Origin of the sequence: Flavobacterium sp. KS-LB2 (assembly GCF_036895565.1) — a bacterium.
GTDB lineage: Bacteria > Bacteroidota > Bacteroidia > Flavobacteriales > Flavobacteriaceae > Flavobacterium.
The window spans coordinates 2,164,079-2,190,573 of sequence record NZ_CP145904.1; the positions used below are offsets into that span (position 1 = coordinate 2,164,079).

At 35.0% G+C, this 26,495-nt stretch carries 23 protein-coding genes; 12 read left to right on the plus strand and 11 right to left on the minus strand.

Annotated features, from left to right (window positions below; all coding sequences use genetic code 11):
- Positions 1-86 precede the first annotated feature (86 nt).
- The 4 genes from V5J73_RS09230 to tpiA all read left to right on the plus strand — a co-directional run bounded on the left by V5J73_RS09230 (position 87) and on the right by tpiA (position 3,298).
- Complete coding sequence (locus tag V5J73_RS09230) at positions 87-632, plus strand: DUF1599 domain-containing protein (RefSeq protein ID WP_338645235.1); 546 nt, start codon at positions 87-89, stop codon at positions 630-632.
- Between the two features lie 21 nt (positions 633-653).
- Positions 654-1,754 carry a BT_3928 family protein gene (locus V5J73_RS09235; protein WP_338645237.1) on the plus strand — a complete coding sequence of 367 codons (1,101 nt, stop codon included), beginning with the start codon at positions 654-656 and terminating at the stop codon, positions 1,752-1,754.
- A 228-nt stretch (positions 1,755-1,982) separates the two neighbouring features.
- The gene (locus tag V5J73_RS09240; RefSeq protein WP_338645240.1) at positions 1,983-2,480 is read left to right on the plus strand and encodes a TlpA family protein disulfide reductase; all 498 of its coding nucleotides are present in this window, start codon (positions 1,983-1,985) and stop codon (positions 2,478-2,480) included.
- Positions 2,481-2,545: 65 nt separating this feature from the next.
- Positions 2,546-3,298 (plus strand): triose-phosphate isomerase, encoded by a 753-nt coding sequence (gene tpiA, locus V5J73_RS09245; RefSeq protein WP_338645242.1) that lies wholly within the window; start codon positions 2,546-2,548, stop codon positions 3,296-3,298.
- A gap of 55 nt (positions 3,299-3,353) precedes the next feature.
- Here tpiA and V5J73_RS09250 read toward each other — a convergent pair whose 3' ends face one another.
- Complete coding sequence (locus V5J73_RS09250) at positions 3,354-4,577, minus strand: porin (protein WP_338645244.1); 1,224 nt, start codon at positions 4,575-4,577, stop codon at positions 3,354-3,356.
- 95 nt (positions 4,578-4,672) lie between these two features.
- Here V5J73_RS09250 and prmA point away from each other — a divergent pair, with 95 nt between their 5' ends.
- The 4 genes from prmA (at position 4,673) to V5J73_RS09270 (ending at position 7,875) form a co-directional block, all read left to right on the plus strand.
- Positions 4,673-5,506, plus strand: a complete 834-nt coding sequence (prmA, locus tag V5J73_RS09255; RefSeq protein ID WP_338645246.1) for a 50S ribosomal protein L11 methyltransferase — start codon at positions 4,673-4,675, stop codon at positions 5,504-5,506.
- Between the two features lie 45 nt (positions 5,507-5,551).
- On the plus strand, positions 5,552-5,827 hold the full coding sequence (locus V5J73_RS09260) for an ATP-dependent Clp protease adaptor ClpS (protein ID WP_338645247.1): 276 nt from the start codon (positions 5,552-5,554) through the stop codon (positions 5,825-5,827).
- Between the two features lie 95 nt (positions 5,828-5,922).
- Positions 5,923-7,194, plus strand: coding sequence for a sterol desaturase family protein (locus V5J73_RS09265; RefSeq protein ID WP_338645249.1), 1,272 nt, complete (start codon positions 5,923-5,925; stop codon positions 7,192-7,194).
- A gap of 9 nt (positions 7,195-7,203) precedes the next feature.
- On the plus strand, positions 7,204-7,875 hold the full coding sequence (locus tag V5J73_RS09270; protein WP_338645251.1) for a lysoplasmalogenase: 672 nt from the start codon (positions 7,204-7,206) through the stop codon (positions 7,873-7,875).
- A gap of 43 nt (positions 7,876-7,918) precedes the next feature.
- On the opposite strand, the gene V5J73_RS09275 is transcribed toward V5J73_RS09270, so the two are convergent.
- The gene (locus tag V5J73_RS09275; protein ID WP_338645253.1) at positions 7,919-8,335 is read right to left on the minus strand and encodes a DUF6691 family protein; all 417 of its coding nucleotides are present in this window, start codon (positions 8,333-8,335) and stop codon (positions 7,919-7,921) included.
- 36 nt (positions 8,336-8,371) lie between these two features.
- Entirely contained in the window at positions 8,372-8,932 is a 561-nt protein-coding gene (locus V5J73_RS09280; protein ID WP_338645255.1) for a YeeE/YedE family protein, read from the minus strand.
- Between the two features lie 196 nt (positions 8,933-9,128).
- Here V5J73_RS09280 and V5J73_RS09285 point away from each other — a divergent pair, with 196 nt between their 5' ends.
- The 4 genes from V5J73_RS09285 to V5J73_RS09300 all read left to right on the plus strand — a co-directional run bounded on the left by V5J73_RS09285 (position 9,129) and on the right by V5J73_RS09300 (position 12,756).
- The gene (locus V5J73_RS09285; protein ID WP_338645257.1) at positions 9,129-9,578 is read left to right on the plus strand and encodes a 2-dehydro-3-deoxyphosphooctonate aldolase; all 450 of its coding nucleotides are present in this window, start codon (positions 9,129-9,131) and stop codon (positions 9,576-9,578) included.
- Between the two features lie 191 nt (positions 9,579-9,769).
- Positions 9,770-10,588, plus strand: coding sequence for a 3-deoxy-8-phosphooctulonate synthase (gene kdsA / locus V5J73_RS09290; protein ID WP_338645259.1), 819 nt, complete (start codon positions 9,770-9,772; stop codon positions 10,586-10,588).
- 19 nt (positions 10,589-10,607) lie between these two features.
- Positions 10,608-11,453, plus strand: a complete 846-nt coding sequence (locus V5J73_RS09295) for a hypothetical protein (protein ID WP_338645261.1) — start codon at positions 10,608-10,610, stop codon at positions 11,451-11,453.
- Between the two features lie 211 nt (positions 11,454-11,664).
- Entirely contained in the window at positions 11,665-12,756 is a 1,092-nt protein-coding gene (locus V5J73_RS09300; protein WP_338645264.1) for a PAS domain-containing sensor histidine kinase, read from the plus strand.
- Positions 12,757-12,796: 40 nt separating this feature from the next.
- Here V5J73_RS09300 and V5J73_RS09305 read toward each other — a convergent pair whose 3' ends face one another.
- The 8 genes from V5J73_RS09305 to V5J73_RS09340 all read right to left on the minus strand — a co-directional run bounded on the left by V5J73_RS09305 (position 12,797) and on the right by V5J73_RS09340 (position 26,411).
- On the minus strand, positions 12,797-14,176 hold the full coding sequence (locus V5J73_RS09305) for a M28 family peptidase (protein WP_338645266.1): 1,380 nt from the start codon (positions 14,174-14,176) through the stop codon (positions 12,797-12,799).
- A 134-nt stretch (positions 14,177-14,310) separates the two neighbouring features.
- Positions 14,311-16,407, minus strand: a complete 2,097-nt coding sequence (locus V5J73_RS09310; protein ID WP_338645268.1) for a glycoside hydrolase family 97 protein — start codon at positions 16,405-16,407, stop codon at positions 14,311-14,313.
- Positions 16,408-16,551: 144 nt separating this feature from the next.
- Entirely contained in the window at positions 16,552-18,852 is a 2,301-nt protein-coding gene (gene bglX, locus V5J73_RS09315; protein WP_338645270.1) for a beta-glucosidase BglX, read from the minus strand.
- Position 18,853: 1 nt separating this feature from the next.
- Positions 18,854-19,555, minus strand: coding sequence for a carboxylesterase family protein (locus V5J73_RS09320; protein WP_338645272.1), 702 nt, complete (start codon positions 19,553-19,555; stop codon positions 18,854-18,856).
- An 11-nt stretch (positions 19,556-19,566) separates the two neighbouring features.
- Positions 19,567-20,952, minus strand: a complete 1,386-nt coding sequence (locus V5J73_RS09325; protein WP_338645274.1) for a glucoamylase family protein — start codon at positions 20,950-20,952, stop codon at positions 19,567-19,569.
- Positions 20,953-21,023: 71 nt separating this feature from the next.
- Positions 21,024-21,926 carry a LamG domain-containing protein gene (locus V5J73_RS09330; protein WP_338645276.1) on the minus strand — a complete coding sequence of 301 codons (903 nt, stop codon included), beginning with the start codon at positions 21,924-21,926 and terminating at the stop codon, positions 21,024-21,026.
- A gap of 17 nt (positions 21,927-21,943) precedes the next feature.
- Positions 21,944-23,398: a RagB/SusD family nutrient uptake outer membrane protein gene (locus tag V5J73_RS09335; protein WP_338645278.1), complete on the minus strand. Its 1,455-nt coding sequence runs from the start codon at positions 23,396-23,398 to the stop codon at positions 21,944-21,946.
- Between the two features lie 4 nt (positions 23,399-23,402).
- Entirely contained in the window at positions 23,403-26,411 is a 3,009-nt protein-coding gene (locus tag V5J73_RS09340) for a SusC/RagA family TonB-linked outer membrane protein (protein ID WP_338645280.1), read from the minus strand.
- Between the last annotated feature and the right edge of the window lie 84 nt (positions 26,412-26,495).

Genomic DNA, 26,495 nt, shown 5'->3' on the forward strand with positions numbered 1-26,495 from the left:
GTTTACAGTTTTAAAGACTTCAAAATTCTACATTCAAAAAAATTATCTTATTTTTGAAAAAATTTGAATACAAATATACACCAATAATGAAGAATACTTCAAAAGAATATGATGCAGTAATTGCGACTTGTCGTGCACTGTTTATCAACAAAATGAAAGATTATGGCTGTGCTTGGCGCATTTTAAGATTGCCTTCATTGACGGATCAAATCTACATTAAAGCCCAAAGAATTAGAAGCCTACAAGAAAATGAAGTTCGCAAAATTGATGAAGATGAATCAGGCGAATTCATCGGAATTATCAATTATTCTATTATGGCTTTGATTCAGTTGGAACTAGGCGTTGTGGATCAACCCGATTTAGACGTTGCAAAAGCAACCGAATTATACGATGCCAAAGTTAAATTGACCAAAGATTTAATGGAAGATAAAAATCATGATTATGGGGAAGCTTGGCGCGAAATGCGTGTGAGTTCACTAACCGATTTGATTTTACAAAAACTACTTCGTGTCAAACAAATTGAAGACAATAAAGGAAAAACATTAGTTTCTGAAGGAATCGATGCTAATTATCAGGACATGATAAATTACTCGGTTTTTGCTCTGATTCTAATGGGTTTTGGAAATAAATAATAAAAAAGCAATCGCAAAAAAATGAAAAATATAACTACTCAATTTTCTAGAATTTTCGTTGGAATCCTATTCATTATCTCCGGATTAATCAAGCTGAATGACCCTATTGGTTTCTCCTATAAATTAGCTGAATATTTCAGTGAACCTGTTTTCAACATGCCGTTTTTTGTTCCGTTTGCATTAGGAATCGCTTTATTTTTAGTCATTTTGGAAGTGGTTTTGGGTATTATGTTGCTCATTGGTTACAAAACCAAATTCACTATTTGGAGTTTACTAATCCTGATTGTATTGTTTACTTTCCTGACTTTTTATTCCGCTTATTTTAATGTGGTAAAAGACTGTGGTTGTTTTGGAGACGCTTTAAAACTGACTCCTTGGCAATCGTTTACTAAGGATATCGTTTTACTTTTCTTTATTCTGATATTATTTTTCAATCAAAACTTAGTAAAACCGTTGTTTAGTAACAACGTACAAAACATAGTTATTTACGCCAGTATCGTTCTATCCTCATTGATGGGTGTTTGGGTTTTAAACCATTTGCCATTGATCGATTTCAGACCTTACAAAGTAGGAAACAACATTCAACAAGGAATGCGAATCCCTGATGGAGCCGAAAAATCAGTGGTTGAGATGGTCTTTATTTACAAAGTGGGTGGTGTCGATAAAGAATTTACCGAAAAAGATTTAATGTCAATTCCAGAAGGTGCCGTATTTGTAGACCGAAAAGACAAAGTTATCACAGAAGGTTACGTGCCGCCAATACATGATTTCACAATGGAGAAAGACGGTTCTGATTACAAAGATGAGTTTCTAAATGAACCTAAACTGATAATGATAACCGCTTATGATTTAGTAAAAGCCGATTACAGTGGAATGGAAAAATTGGAAAAACTGAATCAGGATGCTAAAGCAAAAGGATATAAAGTGGTTGCAATGACCGCTTCTTCACCAGAAGAAATAGCTGCTGCAAAAAAACAATTCGGTTTAACATTTGACTTCTATTTTTGCGATGCCATAACCGTAAAAACCATCGAAAGAGCCAATCCAAGTATTGTAATACTTGAAAAAGGAACCATCAGACAAAAGGTTCATCACAACGATCTCAAAGATTTAAAACTATAAATTCAATATAAAATTCAAAGTCGTAAAGTCCAAAACAGGAAACTTTACGACTTTGTTTTTTAAAAGATAAACAAACGGTATTACATAATCCCGTGATTCAAAATCACTCCATTATTTTTATACTATAACGATATTGTTTTATCATTTTCGAATAATGCTTTCAAAATTTCTTATTCTGTATAACGCATTCAAATTGTTTGTTTAACTTTGTTAAAAAACAATCCAATAATGAAAAAAATACTAGCATTACTAATTGCGTTTATAACATTCTCCTGTACCTCAAATGCGCAAAAAACTGAATTCTCCAAAAAAGCTTTATCTGAAACTCTTTTAGCTACCGATGGAAGTCAAGTCGCTTTTAAAGATATTTTAAAAAAATACAAAGGAAAAACCTTGGTAATAGAAGTTTGGGCTTCTTGGTGTGGTGATTGTGTCAAAGCAATGCCTAAACTAAAAGAACTTCAAGCTAATAATCCTGATGTTGCGTACTTATTCATTTCAATGGATAAAACTGCTGATAAATGGAAAGCTGGAATTGAAAAACACGATTTAAAAGGAGGCCATTTCATGGCAAATGACCAAATGAAAGGCGTTTTTGCAAAAGCTGTCGATGTAGATTGGATTCCAAGATATATTATTCTTGACAAAAATGGAAAAATTGTTTTGTACCGCGCTATAGAAACTGACTTTGATAAAATCAATGAAACACTGAGAAACTTAAAATAATACCGTGTACTATTCAATTACAATTTTGATAAAAATAACCAAAAACTAAATATAATACAACTAAAATGAGAAAGAAGATTGTTGCCGGAAACTGGAAAATGCATAAAAATGCAGAGCAAACTGAAGATTTATTGAATGAATTAATAGCAAAAATACCAACTGATACAAAAGCAAAAGTAATAGTAGCTCCAACATTTGTAAACTTGGCTTCTGCTGTTGATCATTTAGAATTCACAAATATTGATGTTGCTGCACAAAACGTACATCAAGCAGAAAGTGGTGCTTTTACTGGTGAAATTTCAGCTGATATGTTAAAAAGTGTTGGTGTAGATATTGTAATTCTGGGACATTCAGAACGTAGAGCTATTTTCAATGAAACGGATGATTTAATTGCTAATAAAGTTAATACAGCTTTAGAGCATGATATGATGGTTATTTTTTGCTTTGGTGAAGAATTAAAAGACCGTCAATCAAAAAATCATTTTAATGTGGTAGAAAACCAATTGCGAGATGGTTTGTTTCATATTGAATCAAAAGATTGGGACAGTATTGTTTTGGCCTATGAGCCAGTTTGGGCAATTGGAACAGGAGAAACAGCTTCTCCGGAACAAGCACAAGAAATGCATGAATTCATCAGAGAAACAGTTCGTAAGGCTTTTGGAAGTGAAATCGCAGAAAACGTATCTATCCTTTATGGAGGAAGTGTAAAACCTGAAAATGCAAAAGAAATTTTCTCCAAACCAGATGTAGACGGAGGCCTTATTGGTGGTGCTGCACTAAAAGCAGATGATTTTGTAGCTATTGTAAATGCTATCTAAATTTCATATTTAAACTTCATAAAAAAAGCGGTGATTCATTTCACCGCTTTTTTTTTTAAATTCCTATTTCTACCTGAAAACGTAAATACCAATTGTTCTTAGTCCTTCCGTCAAAATAACTTAAAGTATCAAAAGTCAATTCGCTTTGTAATTTAAAAGTATGTTCCCAAATATATTTGGTTAAACCTAACGTATATTGTTTCGAATTTGGAGCCAAAGTTCTAATATCCTCTCCTACTTTTTGAGTAGAATACCTACCAATAATTTCATAGTTTGAAGGAAAATTATAACTCAACTGATGATCAAATCCATTCCCTACATAAGCATAATTCGATTGTGAACTATCGTCTGGATTTACAGTCACAGCATTTGTAGCAGTAGTTCTCGACATATAACTTGACATTGCTGCCCAGCCATTATATTTTAACATCGCATCCAGCATAACTGATTTCATAGTCCGTTCTTCAAACAAATCATTTCCTAATTGCCCTTGTGTTCTTTTGGCATGATTATTTTGCTGAAAAGCTCCCGAAAGCATCAATTTCGGTTTTTTCTCCCTCACAATATCTCCTTCAAAATAGGTTCCATCTTTAGAAAACGCTCCAAACGGCAATAACTCCACTTTTCCCGTTACGGCAACTCCTGCATCAGCATTCCCTGTTATATTACGCCCTTCACCAGTAGAAACTGCCGTCTTAAAATTATAGGAAAATTTATCTTTAAATTCATTTAAATTGTGAATTTGAAAACCAAAATCCCTATCGATAGTAAATCGGGCATTGTTGATGGATCTGTCAGTTAACTGTAAACCTCCTGATGAATTCACACGCTGACGGTTTCCAGGTAATTTTGTTTGACCAAAACTGATATTCCAATGTTTATTGGGTCTGTAAAAAACTACCGCATCTCGAATGATATTAATGTTCTCGCCTTCTTTAATTTCTCCCACGTCGCCCGGGGCAAATGACAATTGGATAGCGTACAAAAACTTTGGAGTTCCTACATATCCGTCTAATCGCAAACGCAAGCGTCTGATTTGTCCATCATAAACACCATCTTCACCTTCATTTTCGGTATATGTTACTCTGTTTTGCATTCGAAAACGAATATTCAATTGGTATAAACTGTCTGGAGAGGTAATTCCGATTCCCTTACCAAAGCTGTAATAAGGAAGTGCCGATAATTTTAAGTCATTATCGTGTTTATTCTGTTTTATAGTAACTTGCCCATTGCTGGTAATACTAGAGATGAAAATAAAAAATAAAATAATTTTTTTCATTGTAAGGTTGTGTGTTAGTTCTGCAAATGTAAAATAAAATTTAATTTACAAATGCGATTTAAATAGTGATTGTTACCTTTGCAAAAAAAAGAAGTATGTCAAACATTTATATTGGGTATCATTTCACTATTGAGCCAAAAGAATTAGGATCAGAAATACTAATTGCTGAATTAGGAGAAAGAGCATTTGAGAGTTTTACAGAAACTGAAACGGGTATTTCTGCTTTTGTACAAAAGGATTTATGGGATGAAATGATTCTTGATGACATTCATATTTTACAATCTGAGGAATTTACAATCGATTATACATTCGAAGAAATCGAACAAGTAAACTGGAATGAAGAATGGGAAAAGAATTTTGAAGCGATTGATGTAGATGGAAACTGTCATGTACGTGCGCCTTTTCACCCAAAAACAGCTGCTGAATTTGATATTGTAATCGAACCAAAAATGAGTTTTGGAACAGGTCACCATGAGACTACACACATGATGATTCAGCATTTATTAGAAATAGATGTTACTGGAATGAAAACCCTTGATATGGGATGTGGAACTGCCATTTTAGCAATACTTGCCGAGATGAAAGGTGCTCAACCTATTGATGCCATTGATATTGATAACTGGTGTTATTTGAATTCTATAGAAAATGCACAACGCAATAATTGTAAGCATATTACAGTTTATGAAGGAGAAGCAGCATTATTAGCAGGTAAAAAATACGATTTGATTATTGCTAATATCAACAGAAATATTTTGTTGAACGATATGCAAAGTTATGTAGACAGTTTAAATCCTAATGGAACATTATTGTTAAGCGGTTTTTATAACGAGGACATTCCAATAATAGACGCTTCTTGTACTGAGAAAGGCTTAACATATGTTAAAAAACTGGAAAGAAACAATTGGGTGTCTTTAAAATATGTAAATTAGTAGTATTATTTTTTTATTAATTACGAAAGTACAAAAACCTACAAAATGAGTACTAAAGAAAAAGTAAGAGAAAGAGTAAGCCACAAAGAATCAGTTAGTTTAGACAATGAAATAGTAGTTTACAATGATGATGTAAACACTTTTGACCATGTCATAGATACTTTGATTCGTGTATGCGATCACACTCCAGAACAAGCTGAACAATGTTCCTTAATTGTACATTATAATGGCAAGTGTACCGTAAAAACTGGACCTTACGAAAAATTGAAACCCCAATGCACCCAATTATTAGAAGCAGGATTAAATGCGGAGATAATTTAACACCACAAAAAACATTCTCTCTAATAAATAAATTACTGTGAATAATTCAAAAACATTCTCTTTTATTCTATATTTGAATAAAAAAAAGTGTTTTTATGGAAGAATACGGTAAAATTTTAGTTTTTGCAATGCCCATTTTTTTGATTTTAATTATCATCGAAAAAATATATGGGCATTACAAAGGGGAAGACACTGCACCTAATATGGATGCTGTTTCGAGCGTAAGTTCTGGAATGGTTAATTCCCTAAAAGATGTTTTGGGACTTAGCATAACAGTAGTTACCTACGATTGGATTGTTTCTAAAATAGCTTTATTTGATCTTGAAGCAACTGTTTTTACTTATCTTATTGGATTTATAGCCATCGATTTTTATGGATATTGGAGTCATCGTTTGTCTCATCAAATTAACTTTTTATGGAACAAACATGCTATACATCACAGTAGTGAAGAATTCAATCTGGCTTGTGCTCTACGCCAACCCATTTCTAGTTTTGTCAATCTTTTTACCTTTTTATTGATTCCAGCCGCACTTTTAGGAGTTCCCTCCAAAGTTATTGCAATAACGCTTCCTATTCATTTATTTCTTCAATTTTGGTACCATACCAAGCACATTAAAAAAATTGGCTTTCTAGAAAACATACTGGTTTCTCCCTCACATCATAGAGTGCATCATGCCATTAATCCAGAATATATGGATAAAAACCATTCTCAAATATTTATTATTTGGGATAAGTTATTTGGTACTTTTCAAGCAGAATTAGAATCGGTTCCCCCAGTTTTTGGAATCACTCGACCGGCTAGAACTTGGAATCCATTTCGGATTAACTTTCAGCATTTGTGGTTATTAATTACCGATGCATGGCACGCTGAAAACTGGAAAGACAAATTCACTATTTGGTTTAAACCAACAGGCTGGCGTCCAGAAAATTTTGAAGAAAAATATCCGGTAACTAAAATCACCAATGTTTATGATTTTGAAAAATACGGTGTTCAACATCCTAAAAAACTAATGTATTGGTCCTTATTTCAAGCTATTACTACTTTATTACTCATCAGTTATTTATATAATTCAATCGCGTTAATAGGTTTGCCAAATGTATTTATTTACGGCGCATTCCTTTTCCTAACTGTTTACAGCTACACTGAATTAATGGATACCCGGAAAATTTCTATGTTTTGGGAAAGTATTCGTTTTGCATTCGGGATTGGACTGATTTTATATTTTGGTGATTGGTTTGGAATGAATCAACTCTTTCCTTTTGCCAGTTATATAATTGCTAGCTATCTTGTTTTGTCATTGCTAGTAACCATTTACTTTGTCAGCAGTAATTTTGAAAAAGAAACAATGATTGTAGCTCAATCTTAAAAACAACATATGAAGAGTAACATAATAGCAAAAAGTTACATCGGGTTTAGCCTTGTTTATCTATTGATAATTCTCTTAGGGAGAGAAGATATTGTTTGGTTCTTAAAACCATTTTTATTGCCTTTTCTAATTCTGGCAGTTTTTCTACATGAAAGATTCACTACCAAGAAAGTTCTTTTAACTGCCTTGACTTTGTCATGGATAGGTGATATTATTTTGATGTTTGCTGACAAAGGAGAGTTATATTTTATAGCAGGATTGATAGCCTTTCTTCTTTCGCATATTTTCTATATTGTACTATTCAGCAAGCAATTAAAAATTTATTTAAAGAAAAGCAAAATGATTTTTTGGATAGGAGTTACCGCAATTGCCTTTTATTTAATCGTAATGATGCTTCTTTTATTGCCAAGTTTGGGAGACTTAAAAATCCCTGTTTTTGTTTACGCGCTTACAATTTCAATTATGTTATTATTTGCCTTGAAAGGCTTTATGAACTGGCACAAACCTGCCAGCATATATATTCTAATTGGAGCTATTGTTTTTGTGGCTTCTGATAGCATTTTGGCGTTTGATAAATTTTATGCACCAATACAGTATAGCTCATTTCTGATTATGACAACCTACTTAACTGCGCAATACTTGATTGTTATAGGAATTTTGGAATTAAACAAAAAAAAGTAGCATTTCATTCGAAAATGCTACTTTTATAGTGTTATCTGTTTTATTAATGAGGTAATTTATTTTTCAATAATCCATATAAATAAGTTCCTAGAAGCGCTCCAAAAAGCACTATCAAAACAGTCCAAAAACCCGCGCCAAGCAATATAAATATAGGCCCAGGACAAGAACCGACCAATGCCCAACCCAATCCAAAAAACAATCCACCAATCCAGTAGCGAGCTGATCCTTTTTCTTTGTCAGGAATTACAATAGATTCTCCTTTGATGTCTTTTATATTGTTTCTTTTTATGATTTGGATTCCAATAACTCCTGTAAAAATGGCCACACCAATAATTCCGTACATGTGGAACGAATGAAATTGAAACATTTCGTAAATGCGATACCAGGAAACCGCTTCTGATTTGGTCAAAACAATTCCGAAAACAAATCCAACCAATAGATATTTTAGTATATTTTTCATGCTTTTAATTTAAATTTTTAAATGATGATTGCTTCGTTAGTTTACAATTAATGGCAATAAAAAATGAGCCATGATCAAGCCACCTATGAAAAATCCGATAACGGCTTTCAAAGAAGGAATTTGTAAGTTGCTTAAGCCTGAAATGGCATGACCTGAAGTACAACCGCCCGCATAACGGGAGCCAAAACCAATTAAAACGCCACCAATAAGAAGGATTAAAATACTTTTAGGAGATTCTAAAATGGAAATTCCAAAAAGAGCATCTGGCATTAGTTTTCCGTTTGGAGCTTCGATACCCATTTGTGCTAATTGTGCAATTGTTTTGGGATTGATTGATACATTTGAGGCATCACTCATAAAATGAACGGCTACAAAACCACCTAACATAGCACCTAGAACGACCACTAAATTCCACCGTTGGGCTTTCCAATCAAAGTCAAAAAAAGCCACTCGTCTTCCTAGACCTGCCATAGAACATAGCGAACGCAAATTAGAAGACATTCCGAAAGACTTTCCAAAATAAATAAGTGCTAACATAATCATACCAATCAAAAATCCAGAAAAATACCAAGACCAGGTTTGAAAAATAATATCCATATTGTTTTTTTTTATGCAAAGATAAGAAGCATTTCAAGAGATTTTAGAAGAAATACTAGATTCGGTTAAAAAGTATGTGTCCAAAATAGTCACAGAAGCCAACCTAAGGTCTAAAGTTCTGTTTATATTTGTATTCTTTAAATTGCATGGTATTGTTATTGCTATTTAAATTTCATCTAATGAATATATACTAAACATGAAGAAATCAATCTTTTTTATTGCGTTACTAATTAGCATAGCTTCTTGCTCCAGTACACAATCTACTTTGAAAAATACGGATGATAATGCACCAAACCTTACTCTTTCTAAAGACAATGCATTTGTAATTACGGAGTACAGCAAAGACAAAAAATACGGCTATGACAAAGATTATCCTATCAATATTTTCTTTAACAATACCGTAAATGAAACCATCAACCAACAGCGTTTTTTCAATGCGCTTACAGGACCTAGTGGTGAGGCAATCACCTATACTAAACTAGAAAATTGTTGTCCGTTTCCAACAAAAAGGAGCGAATTAGGCGCTGGCTTTCTCGATGTTTATGAAGTAAAGTGGGCTGGTCAAAAAAAACCTATCATTCTGTACTTAAACATCTATGAAAAAGGAATACTGATGGTTCCAGTGGGACTTTCATTGAAAAAATAATAGACATCAAATTCCAAAATATCCTTATAAATCAAATCCCTAGCCCTGATAGCAGTGAAAATCCTTTTACTTTTTTCTTGAAAAAGGAAAAGATTGAAACGGATAGCGGGAAATAGCTTCAAATAAATTATAAATCATAAATCGGAACTCGTAAATCATGACTATCTTTGCGCTTTCTAAAAATTCAAATTATGAACTTACAACATATTCCACAAATTAAATATACAGAAAGTGGTAATTTCTTTCTACTTGCTGGTCCTTGTGCCATTGAAGGTGAAGAAATGGCGATGCGAATTGCCGAAAAATTAGTTGGCATTACTGATACTTTACAAATTCCATTCGTTTTCAAAGGCTCTTTTAAGAAAGCAAACCGTTCTAGAATTGACAGTTTTTCAGGAATAGGTGACGAAAAAGCATTGAAAATACTTAGAAAGGTATCGGAAACATTTAAGGTTCCTACCGTTACTGACATCCACACGAATGAAGATGCTGACATGGCAGCACAATATGTTGATGTACTACAAATCCCTGCTTTTTTAGTGCGCCAAACGGATTTAGTAGTGGCTGCTGCCAATACTGGAAAAGTAGTAAACTTGAAAAAAGGACAATTTATGAGTCCAGAAAGTATGAAACATGCCGTTCAAAAAGTATTGGATTGTCACAATGAAAATGTAATGATTACGGATAGAGGAACGATGTTTGGCTACCAAGATATGGTTGTTGATTTTAGAGGAATACCTACCATGCAACAGTATGCTACAACTGTCCTTGATGTTACACACTCACTGCAACAACCCAACCAAACTGCTGGTGTAACAGGCGGAAGACCCGATATGATTGAAACCATTGCCAAAGCTGGTATTGCTGTAGGTGTAGATGGAATCTTTATTGAAACTCATTTTGATCCCGCTAATGCAAAAAGCGATGGTGCTAATATGTTGCATTTGGATTATTTTGAATCTTTAATGACTAAGTTAGTTGCTATTAAAAAAACCATAAATACATTTTAAATTTAAGCACACAAATTCATTGAAACATTTTTTTTTATATTCCGCATTCCTTGCTGTCTTATTTACTAATAGTACAAATGCACAGGAAAACACTGAAATTCAAAATAAATATACCGCTCATAACAAAGGAAAGTTCTTTGTTTCATGGGGAGGAAATAGAGACAGTTACTCTAAATCAGATATCACTTTTCGTGGTAAAGATTACAACTTTACTTTAGAGAATGTTCAAGCGCATGATAAACCAAAGGGCTGGCATGTAGATTATATCAATCCTTCAAGAATGACTATTCCCCAAACAAATTTTAAATTGGGGTATTTCATAAATGACCATTATAGCGTTGCAATTGGTGTGGACCACATGAAATATGTGATGACACAAGATAAAGCTGTAACTATTGATGGCTTTTATCCTAATCCAGGATCATACAATGAGTTACTGCCAAACAATCAGGTACTCTTGACCGAAGAGTTTTTAACTTTCGAGCATACTGATGGTTTGAATTATGTAAATACTGAAGTCTCAAGACACGATGATATTTCCTCTCTTTTTAAAATTGGAAATACCGATAAAATTCAAGTAAATTTAACCGAAGGTTTTGGTGTTGGTCTTTTGTACCCCAAAACAAATACAAAACTATTAGGTAAAGAACGCCATGATGATTTTCATGTTTCTGGTTATGGAACTTCTTTGAAAGCAGGTTTGAATATTACTTTTTTTAAGCACTTTTATATACAAGGCGAACTTAAAGGCGGTTATATCAATATGCAAGATATTAAAACTACGCAAAGTAACGAAGATAGTGCCTCACAAGACTTTTTCTTTTTCCAAAGAATCATTGCATTTGGAGGGATTTTTAAAATCTAAATACTTTTTTTTTAAAATACGAAAGACTAGGCTGTTGTTTTACAACAGCCTTCTTTTATTTACCGCTATTTTAAATAAAATTTGTTTAAAATATTACTGTTGATTTAATATATTAGCTAAATTTGAAATTATATTTACTTTTTAAAATAATAAAAAAAAATATAGTATTAGTATCAGCTCTTAATCTAAATAATAACTATCATTAAGCTCAATGACTAAAAACAAAACTAATCCTGATCCAGAAGGAATTTATCACTTTGATAACTTTTTTAATATCTCGGCTGATTTTATTTGTATTGCAGGGTTTGATGGCTATTTTAAGAGAATAAATCCAGCAGTTTCTAAATTATTAGAATATACAGATGAAGAATTGTATGCTAGACCTATTAGTAGTTTAGTGTACTCCCCAGACTTGCAAATCACCCTTGAAACCAGAGAGCAAGTATATAAAAACAAACCTCTTTTAAACTTTGAAAACCGATATTTAACTAAAAGCGGAGGTATTGTTTGGTTGTCATGGACCTCCATGCCAGTCGAGTCTGAAAAATTAGTATACGCTATTGCCAAAAATATTACTCACAAAAAAAAAGTAGAAGAAGAACGAAATATACTTCTGGCAAATCTTACACAAATTAATAAGGAACTTACCGTTTTATCACACAAAACATCTCATGACTTAAAATCACCGATTAATAATATGCTTTCGGTTTTTAGCCTTATCGATATTTCTAAAATCAATGATCCTGAAACCTTAGAGTTAATCGAAATTTTAAAATTAACCAGTGAAAACTTGAAACAAACTTTAAACAATTCTATTGATGATTTAGTTAAAAATGAGAGTTTAACAACACAAATAGAAGAAATAAATTTAAATGAATCCCTTGCTGAAGTTCTTGTATCTATAAATTCCTTGGTACTCGATTCAAAAGCAATTATTAATGTTGACTTTTCAGAGTTCGAGAATGTTACTTTCAACAAAGCATACATCAAAAGTATTTTTTTGAATTTACTAACCAACTCGATTAAATACGCAAAACCAAACCATGCACCCATTATTAAGATTCAATCTAGAAAAAACAATGGAGTGAACCAATTAATTTTTTCTGATAATGGACTTGGTTTTGATATGGATAAAGTAAAAGATAAGGTTTTTGGTTTGTATGAAAAATTCCACAGTAACGTAGACAGTAATGGGATAGGATTGTATTTAGTTTACAATCATATTACTAGTTTGGGTGGTCGAATTGCAGTTGAGAGTAAAATAAATGAAGGTGCTACATTTACTATTTCCTTTAAATATTAAAAGAATAGTTACTGCAACACCTTCACAAATTTCATTAATTTTATTTTACAATACCGTTTTGATCAATAAGATATAGCAGCGAGGCCATAGCGGCAGCACCCAGCTCCAGTTCCCTTTTATTAACTGCATCAAAAGTATCATTTGCAGCATGATGGTAATCAAAATAGCGTTGGGAATCTGGTTGTAAACCTACTTTAATAATTTGCTTTGATTGCAAAGGTCCGATATCAACACCTGAGTGTCCTTTCACAAATTTGTGAATCAAATACGGTTCAAATAAGACTCCCCAATTTTTAATTTGGTTGAAATTTGCCTCATCCCCATCGATAGAAAAACCTCTTGGAGAAAAGCCTCCTGAATCACTTTCTAAAGCAAAAATATGATTTTCATTACTTTTTGCAGACTGAATTTCATATTCTTTACCGCCACGAACTCCGTTTTCTTCGTTCATAAACAGTACTACTCGTAAAGTATGTTTCGGTTTATAGCCAATGTTTTTAAAGATGTTCAACACTTCCATGCTTTGCACACAGCCAGCACCATCATCATGCGAACCGTCTCCTAAATCCCAAGAATCAAGGTGTCCGCCCACTACCATAATTTGTTCTGGATGTTCAGTACCTGTCATTTCTGCCACAACATTATGCGACAATACATCATCAAAAGTTTGACACGATTGTTTTAAATAAAAAGTAGCATTTGGATTGGCTTTCAAACTTTTGCTCAATAATTCAGCTCCATTTGTGCTTATTGCAGCTGCGGGAATGCGTTGATCTTTACTGATATCTCCATAATTAGTTGCACCAGTATGAGGTAAATCATCCATACGTAAATTCATAGAACGCACAATAACAGCCAAAGCACCTAATTTTCCTGCCTCTCTTGCTCCAGATGATCTTTGATCCACACAACCACTGTAGGCTTTAAAAGTCTCTACAAATTCAGGATTCATTGGTCGGTTAAAAAATATGATTTTTCCTTTTACTTTTGCTTCGCCCAAAGCGGTCAATTCTTCTAAGCTTTTTACTTCGATTACGGTAGCATTTAAACCTGATTTTGGAGTTGCCACAGAACCTCCCAGCGCACAAATTGGAAAAGTAATTTTTTGTTTCCCCAGTTGTAAATAACCAATTTCTTTTTCGCCTCTCACCCACTTTGGCACCATTACTTCTTGAAGGTACACTTTATCTACGCCCAAGGTTTCGAGTTGTGCTTTGGTATACAAAACCGCTTTCTCAGCCCCTGGAGAAGCTGATAATCGAGAACCAATAGTATTCGATAAATGATCTAACCAAGGATAACATTTGGCATCGGTTAATGACGATTTGTAAATTTCTTTTAAAGTTTGCTCAGCGGCGGTTTGCGCTAAGAGCGGTAATGTACCGCACAAAAGTGCAGCCATAAGAATTGATTTTTTCATAGTTTAAAAAAGTTGTTGCAAGTGATTGTTGTATTTTTTGTTGTAATTAAGGTAGCAATTTCGACATTCTGTTTGGAATTTTTGCTTTCGCTAAAAAAAAATCCTGCAAGAATATCGCTCTTGCAGGATTTGGATTATTGAATGGGTTCAAAACTAACCGCTGTACCGCCACCTGCAGCTAAAATCAATTTTAGTTTTGACTTACTAGTGACCGTCATGGTTTTAATTTGGTACGCAATTGGATTGTTTTTCCAGTGTGCAGTAGCTGCATCGGCATATATTGTTGCTTTGTATTTTTTTCCTGCTGTCAAAAAATCCAATTTCACTTCTGATTTTCTTGCATTTTCATCGGTAATAGCACCTAAGAACCACGTTTCCTTTCCTTTGGTTTTACGGGCTACTGTCACATAATCGCCTGGTTCTGCCTCTAAATAAATACTATTATCCCAATCTGTTTCGACATCTTTGATGAATTGAAATGCATCAGAATATTTCTCATAATTTTCAAGCAAGTCGGCAGCCATTTGCAAAGGTGAATACATAGTAACATACAAGGCCAATTGTTTTGCTAAAGTAGTATGCACCTGCTCTGTTTTGTTTTTGTCGTAATAACTCATTTTAACTTCAAAAATTCCTGGCGTATAATCCATCGGACCACCCAATTGTCTGGTAAATGGCAAAATGGTTTCGTGCGCTGGCGGATTACCCACACTCCACGCATTAAATTCGTTACCGCGAGCCGCTTCGGCAGCAATATAGTTAGGATACGTTCTTCCAAAACCAGTTGGTCGTGACGACTCGTGTGAGTTGATCATTATTTTATAATCGGCAGCGCGTTTTACCACAAAATTAAAGTGATTTACCATCGCTTGTCCGTCATGAAATTCACCACGAGGAATTATTTTACCAACGTAGCCTGACTTGACTGCAGGGTACTCGTATTTTTTCATCAAATTGAAAGCACGGTCCAGATGTCTTTCATAATTACCAACCGAGCCTGAGGTCTCGTGATGCATGATCATTTTTACTTTTTTTTCTTTGGCGTAAGCCGAAAGTGCTGCAATATCAAAATCCGGATACGGCGTTGTAAAATCAAAAACTTCCTCTTTCCAGTTTCCGTTCCAGTCTTCCCAACCTACATTCCAGCCTTCAACTAGAACGCCATCAAAACCGTTTTTTGCAGCAAAATCAATGTATCGTTTGGTATTTTCAGTAGTAGCACCATGTTTTCCGGAAGCTTTTGGCGCATCGGCAAAATTAGTGGCATTTTGAGATCCAGCATAATCCCAAGTCGATTTCCCTACGTGCATTTCCCACCAAATACCAACGTATTTCATCGGTTTTATCCAAGAAGTATCTTCTAATTTTGAAGGTTCGTTTAGGTTCAGAATCATCTTTGAGCTAACAATATCTCTGGCATCATTACTAATCATAATGGTTCTCCAAGGCGAAACGCAAGGTGTTTGTAAATAAGCTTTATCACCAATAGCATTCGGAACCAATTCTGCCTTAAATTTGTTGTTTGCTACATCTGTATTCAAATGCATCACGGGATAATTGACAACGGCAGCTTCAAAAATATTTAGGTACAATCCTGAGGGTGCTTTCATCATCAAAGGCGTTTGCACCATGTAACGACCAGGAATAGATTTAACGCCGATTCCATTGTTCATATTGATCTTTGTGTTATCAATTTCTGAAATTTTGGTCTCGTTGTATTCGTATTCATTACTGTCAAAATCACCTGGAATCCAGAATACTTTATTGTTTTCAGTCAGATTAAATTGAGTTCCCTCATCCGAAATGATGAAATAATTAAGCTCCGCTTGTTTAGGAAAATCGTATCTAAAAGCCACACCTTCGTCAAAAACCCTAAAAATAATATTGATTTTCACTTTGGTCCCTTTGTTGATGAGTGCAACATTCAACTCATTGTAATGGTTTACTACACTAGATTGCTCTCCTAGAACAGGTTTCCAAGTTTCATTAAAAGTGCTTGTGGTAGCCGATATTTTTTCAAAATTGGCATCTAATGCGGGTTTGTCTTTTAATTTTATCCCAAGAGCACTTTCTAGAACAACTGTTTTAGTATTGAAAGTAACACTGTAAAAAGGGCGTCCAGAATCGTCAAGTTTAAAGATTAAATTGAGTTTACCTGACGGAGACAAAACGTTTTGTGCTTGTGCCACACTCAGAACGAAGAGCAGACAAAGAGAAAATACATATTTCATTTGGATTAATTTTTGAAAGGATAAAAGTAGCGAAAAATGTGTTTTCTAGTAGTATTTGAAAATGACAAATCTAATTTTTTTGTAATAAAAAAACCCTTCGATAGAAATACCGAAGGGCTGATCATAAATAAACAAACCAAACATTTACTTAATCAACACAAAATCAACTTTATTATCGGTGCTAGAATCTGTGCCTACAAAAACTTGAAAAGTACCAGGTTCAGCTATAAATTGTAAATCAGAATTATAAAACTTTAACTCCTCGACAGAAATTTCGAAAGTTACGGTTTGTTTTTCTCCTTTTTTGATGACTACTTTTTGGAATCCTTTCAATTCTTTTACGGGTCTAGTTACCGATCCTACTACATCTCTGATGTACAATTGAACTACTTCTTTACCGTCAAAATTTCCAGTGTTAGTCACATCAACCGAAACAGTAAGCTTTTCTGAAACCGTCATTTTATCAGAAGAAATCTTCAAATTAGAATATGCAAAAGTCGTGTAGCTCAACCCATATCCAAATGGATACAAAGGCTCATTTCTTTCATCGATATAATTAGAACGGAATTTTTCGAACTTCCCTTCTTTATTTCCAAGTGGCCTTCCTGTATTTTTTTGATTGTAATGAATCGGCACTTGCCCAACGCTTCTTGGGAATGTAGCCGTTAATTTACCCGAAGGATTTTCATTTCCAAACAACACATCAGCTATTGCGTTTCCTGCTTCACTTCCTGCAAACCAGGTATTCAAAATTGCTGGAACCGTTTCGTGTTCTTGTACTAACACTAATGGACGACCGGTAAATAAAACCAATACTACAGGTTTTCCAGTTTTCAATAAGGCTTGTAACAAGTCTTTTTGCGCTTGAGGAATCTCTAAATTAGTTCGGCTACTGCTTTCGCCTGACATCTCTGCTGATTCGCCTAAAGCGGCAACTATCACATCAGATTGGCTGGCAATTTTCAGGGCTTCTGTCAATAATTCTTCGGCGGTTCTGTTGTCACGGTGCAAGGTTTTCCCAAACATGGTTGCTTTCTCCTCGAAAACGGCATCATAATCCAAATTACTTCCTTTGGCGTACAGCACTTTTGTAGCATCACCTGCCACTTCTTTGATTCCGGCTAAAACAGATATGGATTTTTCCATATTAGTAGCCACACTCCAAGTTCCTGCCATATTTTCTTTGGCATCAGCCAATGGGCCAATAACAGCAACCGTTCCTGATTTTTTAAGCGGTAACAACTGATTGTTATTTTTTAATAAAACCAATGATTGTGAAGCAATAGATCTCGCTTCTGCTCTATGATTTTTAGTGAAAATTTCTGTTTTCGCTCTTTTTTCATCACAATATTTATAAGGATCTTGGAATAATCCCAAATCATATTTGGCATTCAAAATAAGACGCGCTGCATTATCTATTTGTTCGATAGTCACTTTTCCTTCCGCCAATGATTTCTTCAACGTTGTAAGGAAGCCTTCGCCTACCATGTCCATTTCAATTCCGGCATTTAATGCCAGAGCAGATACAGTTTGCAAATCGCCCATTCCGTGCTCTATCATTTCCGGAATTCCGGTGAAATCAGTTACCACAAAACCGTTGAAACCCCATTGTTTTCTCAATACATCCGTCATTAACCATTTGTTTCCAGTTGCAGGAATTCCATCAATTTCATTGAAAGACGCCATTACGGAACCTACGCCGGCGTCAATAGCAGCTTTATACGGCGGGAAATAATCATTGTACATTTTGATACGGCTCATATCTACTGTATTGTAATCGCGTCCCGCATCTGGCGCGCCATACAATGCAAAATGTTTCACACATGATAAAATAGAATTGTTTTTAGATAAATCATTTTGTTGGTAGCCGTTGACCATGGCTTTTGCAATCTGACTTCCTAAGAAAGGATCTTCACCGGAACCTTCAGAAACTCTACCCCAACGTGGATCACGAGAAATATCAACCATAGGAGAAAACGTCCAGTTTATCCCATCGGCACTTGCTTCCTGAGCAGCAATTTGTGCAGTTCTCTCGATTAGTTTCATATCCCAAATGCAAGACAAGCCTAACGGAATAGGAAAAGTAGTTTCATAACCGTGGATGACATCCATTCCAAAAAGCAATGGAATCTTCAATCGGCTTTTTTCAACAGCAATTTTCTGAACTTCTTTAATTTTCTGAACAGATTTTATGTTGAATAATCCGCCTACCTTGCCCTCTTCGATATTTTTAGCTACGTTAGAGCTATTGGCTGCACCCGTAGTGATATCGCCTGAAGTTGGTAAATTTAATTGTCCTATTTTTTCTTCTAATGTCATCTTCGACAGTAATTCGGCAACAAATTCTGTTTTTGGTTTGATGGCAATCGCCTTTTTAGTAGCCTTTTTTTGGCTATAGCCAAAAAGTGAAAAACCAATTAAAAGGATTATAAGTTTGATTTTCATTTTATTTCTTTTTTGTTTGTTTGAACATCCAATCATAGATTTCTTGGTTGTCATATACTCTTGTCCAGCTATCGTGATTGGCATCATCAAAAATGGTTAGCGTAACATTAGTATTACAGGTTTTTAATTTTTTATACATTTCAATCGAATACGAAACATTCACCACATCATCCAGCAAACCGTGAAAAATTCGAGTAGGAATGACTGCAATCTTACAGTTTTCTATCATTGGAATCCGATCTACAAATCCTGCTATAGGAACTAAAGCCGCAAAGGTTTCAGGATGTGCAACAACTAAATTCCAAGCGCCCCAAGCACCCATACTGAGTCCTGTGAGATAGATTCTATCGCTATCAACATTGTTCTCTTTTTGTATTTTTAAAATCAAACGATGCAGTGCCTCTTGGTTCCAATATTCATTTTCAGGACATTGTGGTGCCAAAACATACGCGTCTAATTCGTGATTTTTTAAATACTTGAATGGTCCATGAGCTTTTACTTTTTCGATATCGGTTCCTTTTTCACCAGAACCATGAAGAAATACAATCAGAGGCTTTTTATCTTTGGTATTCTTTGGAAGATGCAAAGCGTAATTCAATTCGCTTTTGTGAACGATTTCTGTTTTTATAGTTCCAATGACATCGCTCTGCCCAAAAGATAGCATAGAAAATAAAAACGCAACTAGTACTAACTTACTTTTCATCTGTTATTTATTTAAAATCCATATTGAGTAGATGAAAAACCAAGTGTTTTTAACCCTACTTTTACTTCAGGTGCCTGCATAAACAATTTCCAAATCAATCCTGTACGATGATTCTCAATCATGGGAACAATAGTCCCTTGATCAATGGCTAAATAACGTGGAGTTACCCAATTGTAATGAGGCGAAAAGGCATCGTAAGGTCCTGCAATACCAACTAACGAGCTCTTTTTTTCATCGTATAAATAATGTAAAAACTTCATACTCTCTACTGGTGTAAAAGGAAATGAAGATAATGCAGCCGTAGGTGTGATAACTCCGGTATCATTTAGTGGTTGATGTGCGGTATATCCAGTAGATCCATCCGTATTTCTGGTATAGCTAGCGGTAAGTCCCCAACATTTATCAGAATAACCCGCCCATTGTTTTGGATTAGCAATACAATATTGATTGATGATTTTAGAGTGGTTTTGTGTCAGTGTCCAATAATTGGCATACGTATCCGTTAGTCCTCGTGGATCCATTCCCAAATAAGAGTATTGTGCCCAAAACAAAGGCCCAACATTTCCTGTAGCTCCGTTATAATTAAAAATTACTGGTATTCCATATTGAGAACTTCCGTTTGCAATTGCACCGTTACGAGCCCAAGCTTGATGATACGCTGCTGCTGGAATTGGATGTGTTGGAGAAGCAGCACCCATAACATAAGTAATCAAACATTCGTTGTAACCTTCTAATTTGAAATTCATTTCCCAACCATAGTTAGGAGACCAGTGCCAATACATGGCATTTTCACCTTTGGTATACCAATCCCATTCAACGCCTTTCCACAAATCATCTGCTTTGGTAGCAAGTGCTTTTTCAGCAGTATTTCCGTTTTTAAAATATTCTCTAACTGTTAATAATCCTTGGCATAAAAAAGCCGTTTCAACAAGGTCACCTCCATTATCTTTGGTCCCAAAAGGAATTACTTTTCCTGTCGTTCCATTAATCCAATGTGGCCAAGCACCGTGAAATCGATCTGCTTTTTCTAAAAACATCATAGCCGTTGTTAATCGAGAAACAGCTTCGGATCTTGGTATAAAACCTCGCTCAATCCCTACAATAAGGGTCATTAACCCAAAACCAGAGCCTCCAGTAGTAACGATATTGGCTTCAAAACTAGGATCCTCAGTCAGGTAACGTTCTCGAGCTAACTTCGAATTGGTTTCGGCATAGTCCCAAAAATATTTGATAGCATCTTTTTGGACTTGATCCATCGCTTCTGTATCAGTCAAAGGAACTGTGGGCACTGTCGGACTTGTAGGCAATGGCGTGCCACCTCCTTTACCTTCGGGCGTTGAAGAGGAACAAGAGATAAAAAAATTAAAAAATAATAATCCGTATACGTACTTTTTCATTTGTATAAAATAAAAGTATTAATAATTGAAAAAACACCTAGTTTAAAGCTAACTAGTTGTATAAAAGCATTTTATCTGTTGTCCTTTTCTAATTTATACAAAGCAACCACTTCATTTTCTGAAAGAGCAGCATTGTATATCCTGAATTCATCCATCATACCTGTATAATTCAACATCCACCCATCAGGTGCATTCCATGGCGCACCTAAATGCTGTTGGTATCCTCCAATAATGAACTTTGAAACATTCGAATTGGCAAGATCGCCATACCCTACACCACCGGCAAGAGGATCACTTGCATATCGCTTAGCAATTGAGGCTGGTAAATCTAATTTTTTACCATCAATGTAGATGCTGTAGGTAGAACTTGCACCGCTGTAGGTCCAAACGACATGTTTCCAACTACCAAACATATTAGGTAAAACATTAGCGCCACCATGCTCTATAAACTGACCAGACCACGCAATACTTGGCGTTACATCTTTTTGAACGTGATTTTTGACTAACATTGTTGTTGCTGGGCCCGTTCCTTCGATTAAAGTGAAAATATTCCCCCAAAAATCTGTTGTTTTAGGTAACATAAATAAAGACTGCGCACCACCTGTGTGTGGATTGGTATTAATCCACATCGAAACCGTGATACTTTTTACATCTACTACAGAGCTAGCCACTGTGCTGTAGGTAATGAAAGAACTTGTAGATCCTTTGTAGGCCATGCCTTTTATTCCGTTTCCATAGGACACATTAGTTCCTACTCCACCGGTGATTCCATTTTTGGAATCGGCAATGCTATTCTCAAAACTAAATTTAGTAATTAAGTTAGCAGCAGCCACATCATCTGAACTTTCATAACCACCAATTGCTTCATAAGCAATTGGGGCATTAACTTTATCTATACTATCCTCGTTACAGCTCACAAAAAATTGTGACACTAAAACAGAAGCATATAAGAAAATATATTTATTTTTTTTCATTTTACGGTTGTATTGAATTAATAATTAGGATTTTGAGCTGATAATCCGCCTGCTTGATTTATAAACGCTTGTGGCAATGGGAACAATTCATGTTTGCCTGCAACAAATGTTTTTCCGTCAATAGCAAATGCAGCTACTGCTTGCCCTGTGCGCACTAAGTCAAAAAATCTATCGTGCTCAAATGCCATTTCCACTCTTCTTTCTTTCCAAATTGCAGTTCGAACATCACCTTGAGAAACAGCAGTTGTATTTCCTAATCCTGCTCTTGTTCTAATTTGATTCAACAACGGAATCGCTGCTGTAGTTTGTCCTAATTCATTTAGCGCTTCTGCTTTCATTAATAAAACCTCAGCATATCTCAAGTATTTGATATTGACATCCGTCTCCCAACCATCTGTAAAAGCAGAAGAATACGCTTTGTAATTGTATCGTTCGTTTTCAACTGTAAAAGGTACCACTCTACCATCATACAAGGTTGTTCCTCTAAAAATAATGGTTGCATTTTTTCGAACATCGCCCGTTTCATATGCATTTACTAAACTTTGAGAAGGCGTATTGAAACCCCAGCCCCATCCACCAGCACCACGAGCACCTTGTGTATTAGAGTATCCCGAAATTCCTTTGGCTGGCACAGAACCCGTTCCTTGAATTTCAAAAATAGATTCGGCATCATTCTCTCCTGCCAATTTATACATCGATGCGTAATCAGAAACAATAGCATAGCCAGTAACTAAATTACAGTTGTCCACTACTCTCTGCCAGTTTTTTTGGTACAAATTTATTTTTGCCAATAAAGCGTAGGCTGCTCCTTTAGAAGCTCTTCCTTTTTCAGCAGCAGGATATTCTGATTTATTAGGCAATGCCGCAATAGCATCATTCAAATCATTTTCGATAAAAGCATATACTTCTGCACTTGATTTACGCGTTAATTGCATAATTCTATCCTCCTCTGAAGACGGATTTGGTAAATGATCCACAATAGGAACACCTCCGTAGGTTTTCACCAAAGTGAAATACATAAAAGCTCTCAAGAACTTAGCTTCTCCCAATAATCGTGCGCGTAAAGCGGAATCTGCTTTATCTAATTGTGGAATGATATTTAAGGCTTGATTGCATCTATTAATTCCTTCGTAATTTGCTGCAAAAATCTCACTGGTAGATGGTGAAGAAGGATTGTATGTTAAAGCATCCATTAAATCTTTATCAGAACCAGTATCTCCTGGAGACGATCCTTTGTCAGCGTCATCAGAAGCAATACTTGACAATCCAATCCATGAAAATGAAGTCAAGTTCCAGTCTAAAAATTTACTGTAGATTGCCGTTACAAAAGTGGCTGCTCCAGCATCATTATTGAACAATTCAATATCTTTTGTAGAAATAGCCTCTGTTTGATCTACGTCTAAATAGTCGTTTGAACATCCCGAAAAAAAGTATGCGGATAGCGCAAAAATGGATATATATATCTTTTTCATTGTATTAAAATTTTAAATTAGCACCAATTACAACTGATCTTAATGTTGGGTATGCATCCAACTCAATACCTTGTGTTCCATAAGGATCTCCATTTCCATTTAGTTCTGGAGAGAATCCTGAGAATTTTTGGGTAATAAATGGATTAATAGCATTTACATATACTCTACAAGCAGTTAAAAATCCTTCTTTAAATGGAATTTTATATCCTAAAGTAATATTGTTGATTCTGAAGAAATCTCCCGATTCTAAATAATACGTTGAAGCAACCGGAACTTGATTAAATGCACCTGGTTTTGTAGCTGTTGTATTGTTTACTGTCCAAAAATCAGTTGCTAATACATCTTCGATATTTTCTCCAGTAAAACGCTGTGCTTTTTTACCATTGTAGACTTTTGCTCCTTGGGTTCCGTAACCATCTACTGAAAAATCGAAGTTTTTATAGTTCAAACCTAAAGTAACTCCATAGGTTGAAGTTGGTAAAATAGAACCTACATATTTTTTATCAGCATTTGCATCTAAAGCATCTTGAGTTACCTGCGTTCCTGCAGCGGTGTTGTATAACATTTTACCATTTGTAGCATCAAAACCAGCATACTCATACATATAGAAACTACCTAATGGCTTGCCTATTGATGAATTGTCTAATAATTTAGTCCATTGCCCATTTGCTAAATCTCCACCGTTAATTGGTGCAAGCGTAGCATCTTTTAAACCTGTTAGTTCATTTTTGTTGTTCGAAAAATTTCCACCAACCCAGTAACTCAGATTGTCCGTTAGTTTATCATCCCAACGCAACGCAATTTCATATCCCTTATTCGATACTTCACCTACGTGTGCCGGCGAAGAATTACTGATTCCTGAAGTGATGTAAGGTCTCGTGTTTAAAATAACATTGGTTGTTGTTTTATCATAAACATCAAAGGATCCTTTCAATCTGCTATTCAATACTTCAAAATCTAAACCTGCAGAAGTCTCTTCCGTAATTTCCCATGACAAGCTTGGATCTACTTGAGAATTGATAGTCGTTCCTTCATTCAATAAAGAACCGCCTAAATAATACGTAAGACCAGAACTATAGGCTTGACTGTTAAGAGGAACATTTTGGTTTCCTAATTTACCCCATCCACCTCTTAATTTCAACAAGTCAATTCCTTTTGCATTAGCCATAAATTCTTCTTTGGTAATAACCCATCCTAAACCAAAAGCAGGAAAAGTTCCCCAACGGTAGTCTTTACCAAAGTTTGATGATCCATCACGTCTAATGGTACCTGTAAATAAGTATCTGTCCATTAATTTATATTGGAAACGACCAAAATAAGAGGCTATTTTATTTTCATTGAAAACCTCATCTCTATAATTCACAACTGTCCCTACATAATCAACACCAGCTAATGACCAGTAATTTGAATCAGCATTTACATTTTTTCTTGCTACTGTCAATTGTTCTCTTGCTCCACGAACAGAAGTTTCTATACCAGCTGTTAGTTCAACATCGTGTATGGAAGCAAAAACTTTGTTATAAGTCATGTAATTCGATAAATTCCAATTGAAATATTGATTTCTTCCTTTTGTCAATAAATTAATATTTCTGTCCGCTGGATAAATAATACTGCTTAATTGACCTGGATTATTATTGGATTGCCAAATAGTTTTTGTGTCTTCGAAGTTGTAATTTTTCCAAGAATAATATTCTCCGTTAAATTGCGATGTGAATTTTAATGATTTTATAATATCATAATCCAATTTCAAACCACCTTGCAAGGTTATGCTTCTTTGCTCTTCATCAAAATAGTCTAATTGCGCTACAGGATTTCCTACATTGTTAAAAGAAGAACCCGCAGTACCAGCAAAACCGTCAGCACCAACGTAAGAAACGCCATATTGTCCATTTGAAAAACGAACGGGAACTATTGGAGATTGTTTGTAAGCATTAGTAAAAGCACTCAATGGTTTTGGAGTAGAATTTGCTGCACCAAAACTCAAATTTTGATTCAAAGTCAGTTTTTTAGAAATTTTGAATTCGTTGTTATTTCTAAAAGTGGTACGACTGTAATCCAATCCGTTAAGGATTGCTTTCTCTTGGTAATTTCCTAAACTGAAAAAATATTTAATATTCTCTGTTGCACCAGAAACCGACACGTTATTTTGAGTATACGAACCTGTTCTTGTAATAGCATCAAACCAATCTGTATTTACGGGTTGATCCTGTGAAAAAGTTGTTGTTTGTAAAGCGCTATTCGAATAATGTGCGTACTTATTACTTCCGGCCATTTTTACTTTTTTCAAAGGCTCTCTAAAACCGGCAAAGCTTTCAAATTCAACCGAAACTTTGTCTCCTTTACCTTTTTTGGTGGTAATAATGATAACACCATTTGCGGCTCTTGTACCATAAATAGCTAATGCAGAGGCATCTTTCAAAATTTCGTACGAAGTAATATCATTTGTATTGATGTTATTGATATTGTCAGTAGGCATCCCATCTACAATATATAAAGGAGTACGTCCACCTAAAGCGGTACCCAAACCTCTAATAATTACAGAAGGAGTGCTTCCCGGCAAATCGGATGAAATTACCTGAACCCCAGCTGCTTTTCCTTGTATAGCTTGAGAAGCATTTAATACCTTGGTTTTAGATATTTCCTCTGCTTTCAATGAAGTTATTGCTGTAGTGTTATCAATCTTTTTTCTGGTTCCGTACCCAATGATGACTACTTCTTTTAAGGCAGTGTCTTTGGATTCTTGTAATGTTATGCGCATCGGTTCTGCTAGTGCAGAAACTGATAGGGCTTCAAAACCTACCATACTTATTTTTAATACTTCGCCTGCTTTGGCATTAATATTAAAATTTCCGTCAAAATCAGTATCAGTTGAAGTTTTAGAATCAGCAGCTACTATCATAGCGCCAGGAATCCCAATTCCATCCTTATCTAATACCTTTCCCTTAATTACTTGTCCAGACATGTAAGCTGGTAGTAAAATGAGTGCTAAAAAGCTAAAAATAATATTTCTCATATAGTAATATTTTGTTAAAGTTAGTGGAGCCAAAGTAAATAATTACAACGTTATAGTAAGCAAAATAGCGATACTACACGAATA

Excerpts from the sequence above, each read along its gene's own strand:
- V5J73_RS09230 (WP_338645235.1), top strand. The coding sequence starts at position 87 with ATGAAGAATACTTCAAAAGAATATGATGCAGTAATTGCGACTTGTCGT.
- V5J73_RS09235 (WP_338645237.1), top strand. The coding sequence starts at position 654 with ATGAAAAATATAACTACTCAATTTTCTAGAATTTTCGTTGGAATCCTA.
- V5J73_RS09240 (WP_338645240.1), top strand. The coding sequence starts at position 1,983 with ATGAAAAAAATACTAGCATTACTAATTGCGTTTATAACATTCTCCTGT.
- tpiA (WP_338645242.1), top strand. The coding sequence starts at position 2,546 with ATGAGAAAGAAGATTGTTGCCGGAAACTGGAAAATGCATAAAAATGCA.
- V5J73_RS09250 (WP_338645244.1), bottom strand. The coding sequence starts at position 4,577 with ATGAAAAAAATTATTTTATTTTTTATTTTCATCTCTAGTATTACCAGC.
- prmA (WP_338645246.1), top strand. The coding sequence starts at position 4,673 with ATGTCAAACATTTATATTGGGTATCATTTCACTATTGAGCCAAAAGAA.
- V5J73_RS09260 (WP_338645247.1), top strand. The coding sequence starts at position 5,552 with ATGAGTACTAAAGAAAAAGTAAGAGAAAGAGTAAGCCACAAAGAATCA.
- V5J73_RS09265 (WP_338645249.1), top strand. The coding sequence starts at position 5,923 with ATGGAAGAATACGGTAAAATTTTAGTTTTTGCAATGCCCATTTTTTTG.
- V5J73_RS09270 (WP_338645251.1), top strand. The coding sequence starts at position 7,204 with ATGAAGAGTAACATAATAGCAAAAAGTTACATCGGGTTTAGCCTTGTT.
- V5J73_RS09275 (WP_338645253.1), bottom strand. The coding sequence starts at position 8,335 with ATGAAAAATATACTAAAATATCTATTGGTTGGATTTGTTTTCGGAATT.
- V5J73_RS09280 (WP_338645255.1), bottom strand. The coding sequence starts at position 8,932 with ATGGATATTATTTTTCAAACCTGGTCTTGGTATTTTTCTGGATTTTTG.
- V5J73_RS09285 (WP_338645257.1), top strand. The coding sequence starts at position 9,129 with ATGAAGAAATCAATCTTTTTTATTGCGTTACTAATTAGCATAGCTTCT.
- kdsA (WP_338645259.1), top strand. The coding sequence starts at position 9,770 with ATGAACTTACAACATATTCCACAAATTAAATATACAGAAAGTGGTAAT.
- V5J73_RS09300 (WP_338645264.1), top strand. The coding sequence starts at position 11,665 with ATGACTAAAAACAAAACTAATCCTGATCCAGAAGGAATTTATCACTTT.
- V5J73_RS09305 (WP_338645266.1), bottom strand. The coding sequence starts at position 14,176 with ATGAAAAAATCAATTCTTATGGCTGCACTTTTGTGCGGTACATTACCG.
- V5J73_RS09310 (WP_338645268.1), bottom strand. The coding sequence starts at position 16,407 with ATGAAATATGTATTTTCTCTTTGTCTGCTCTTCGTTCTGAGTGTGGCA.
- bglX (WP_338645270.1), bottom strand. The coding sequence starts at position 18,852 with ATGAAAATCAAACTTATAATCCTTTTAATTGGTTTTTCACTTTTTGGC.
- V5J73_RS09320 (WP_338645272.1), bottom strand. The coding sequence starts at position 19,555 with ATGAAAAGTAAGTTAGTACTAGTTGCGTTTTTATTTTCTATGCTATCT.
- V5J73_RS09325 (WP_338645274.1), bottom strand. The coding sequence starts at position 20,952 with ATGAAAAAGTACGTATACGGATTATTATTTTTTAATTTTTTTATCTCT.
- V5J73_RS09330 (WP_338645276.1), bottom strand. The coding sequence starts at position 21,926 with ATGAAAAAAAATAAATATATTTTCTTATATGCTTCTGTTTTAGTGTCA.
- V5J73_RS09335 (WP_338645278.1), bottom strand. The coding sequence starts at position 23,398 with ATGAAAAAGATATATATATCCATTTTTGCGCTATCCGCATACTTTTTT.
- V5J73_RS09340 (WP_338645280.1), bottom strand. The coding sequence starts at position 26,411 with ATGAGAAATATTATTTTTAGCTTTTTAGCACTCATTTTACTACCAGCT.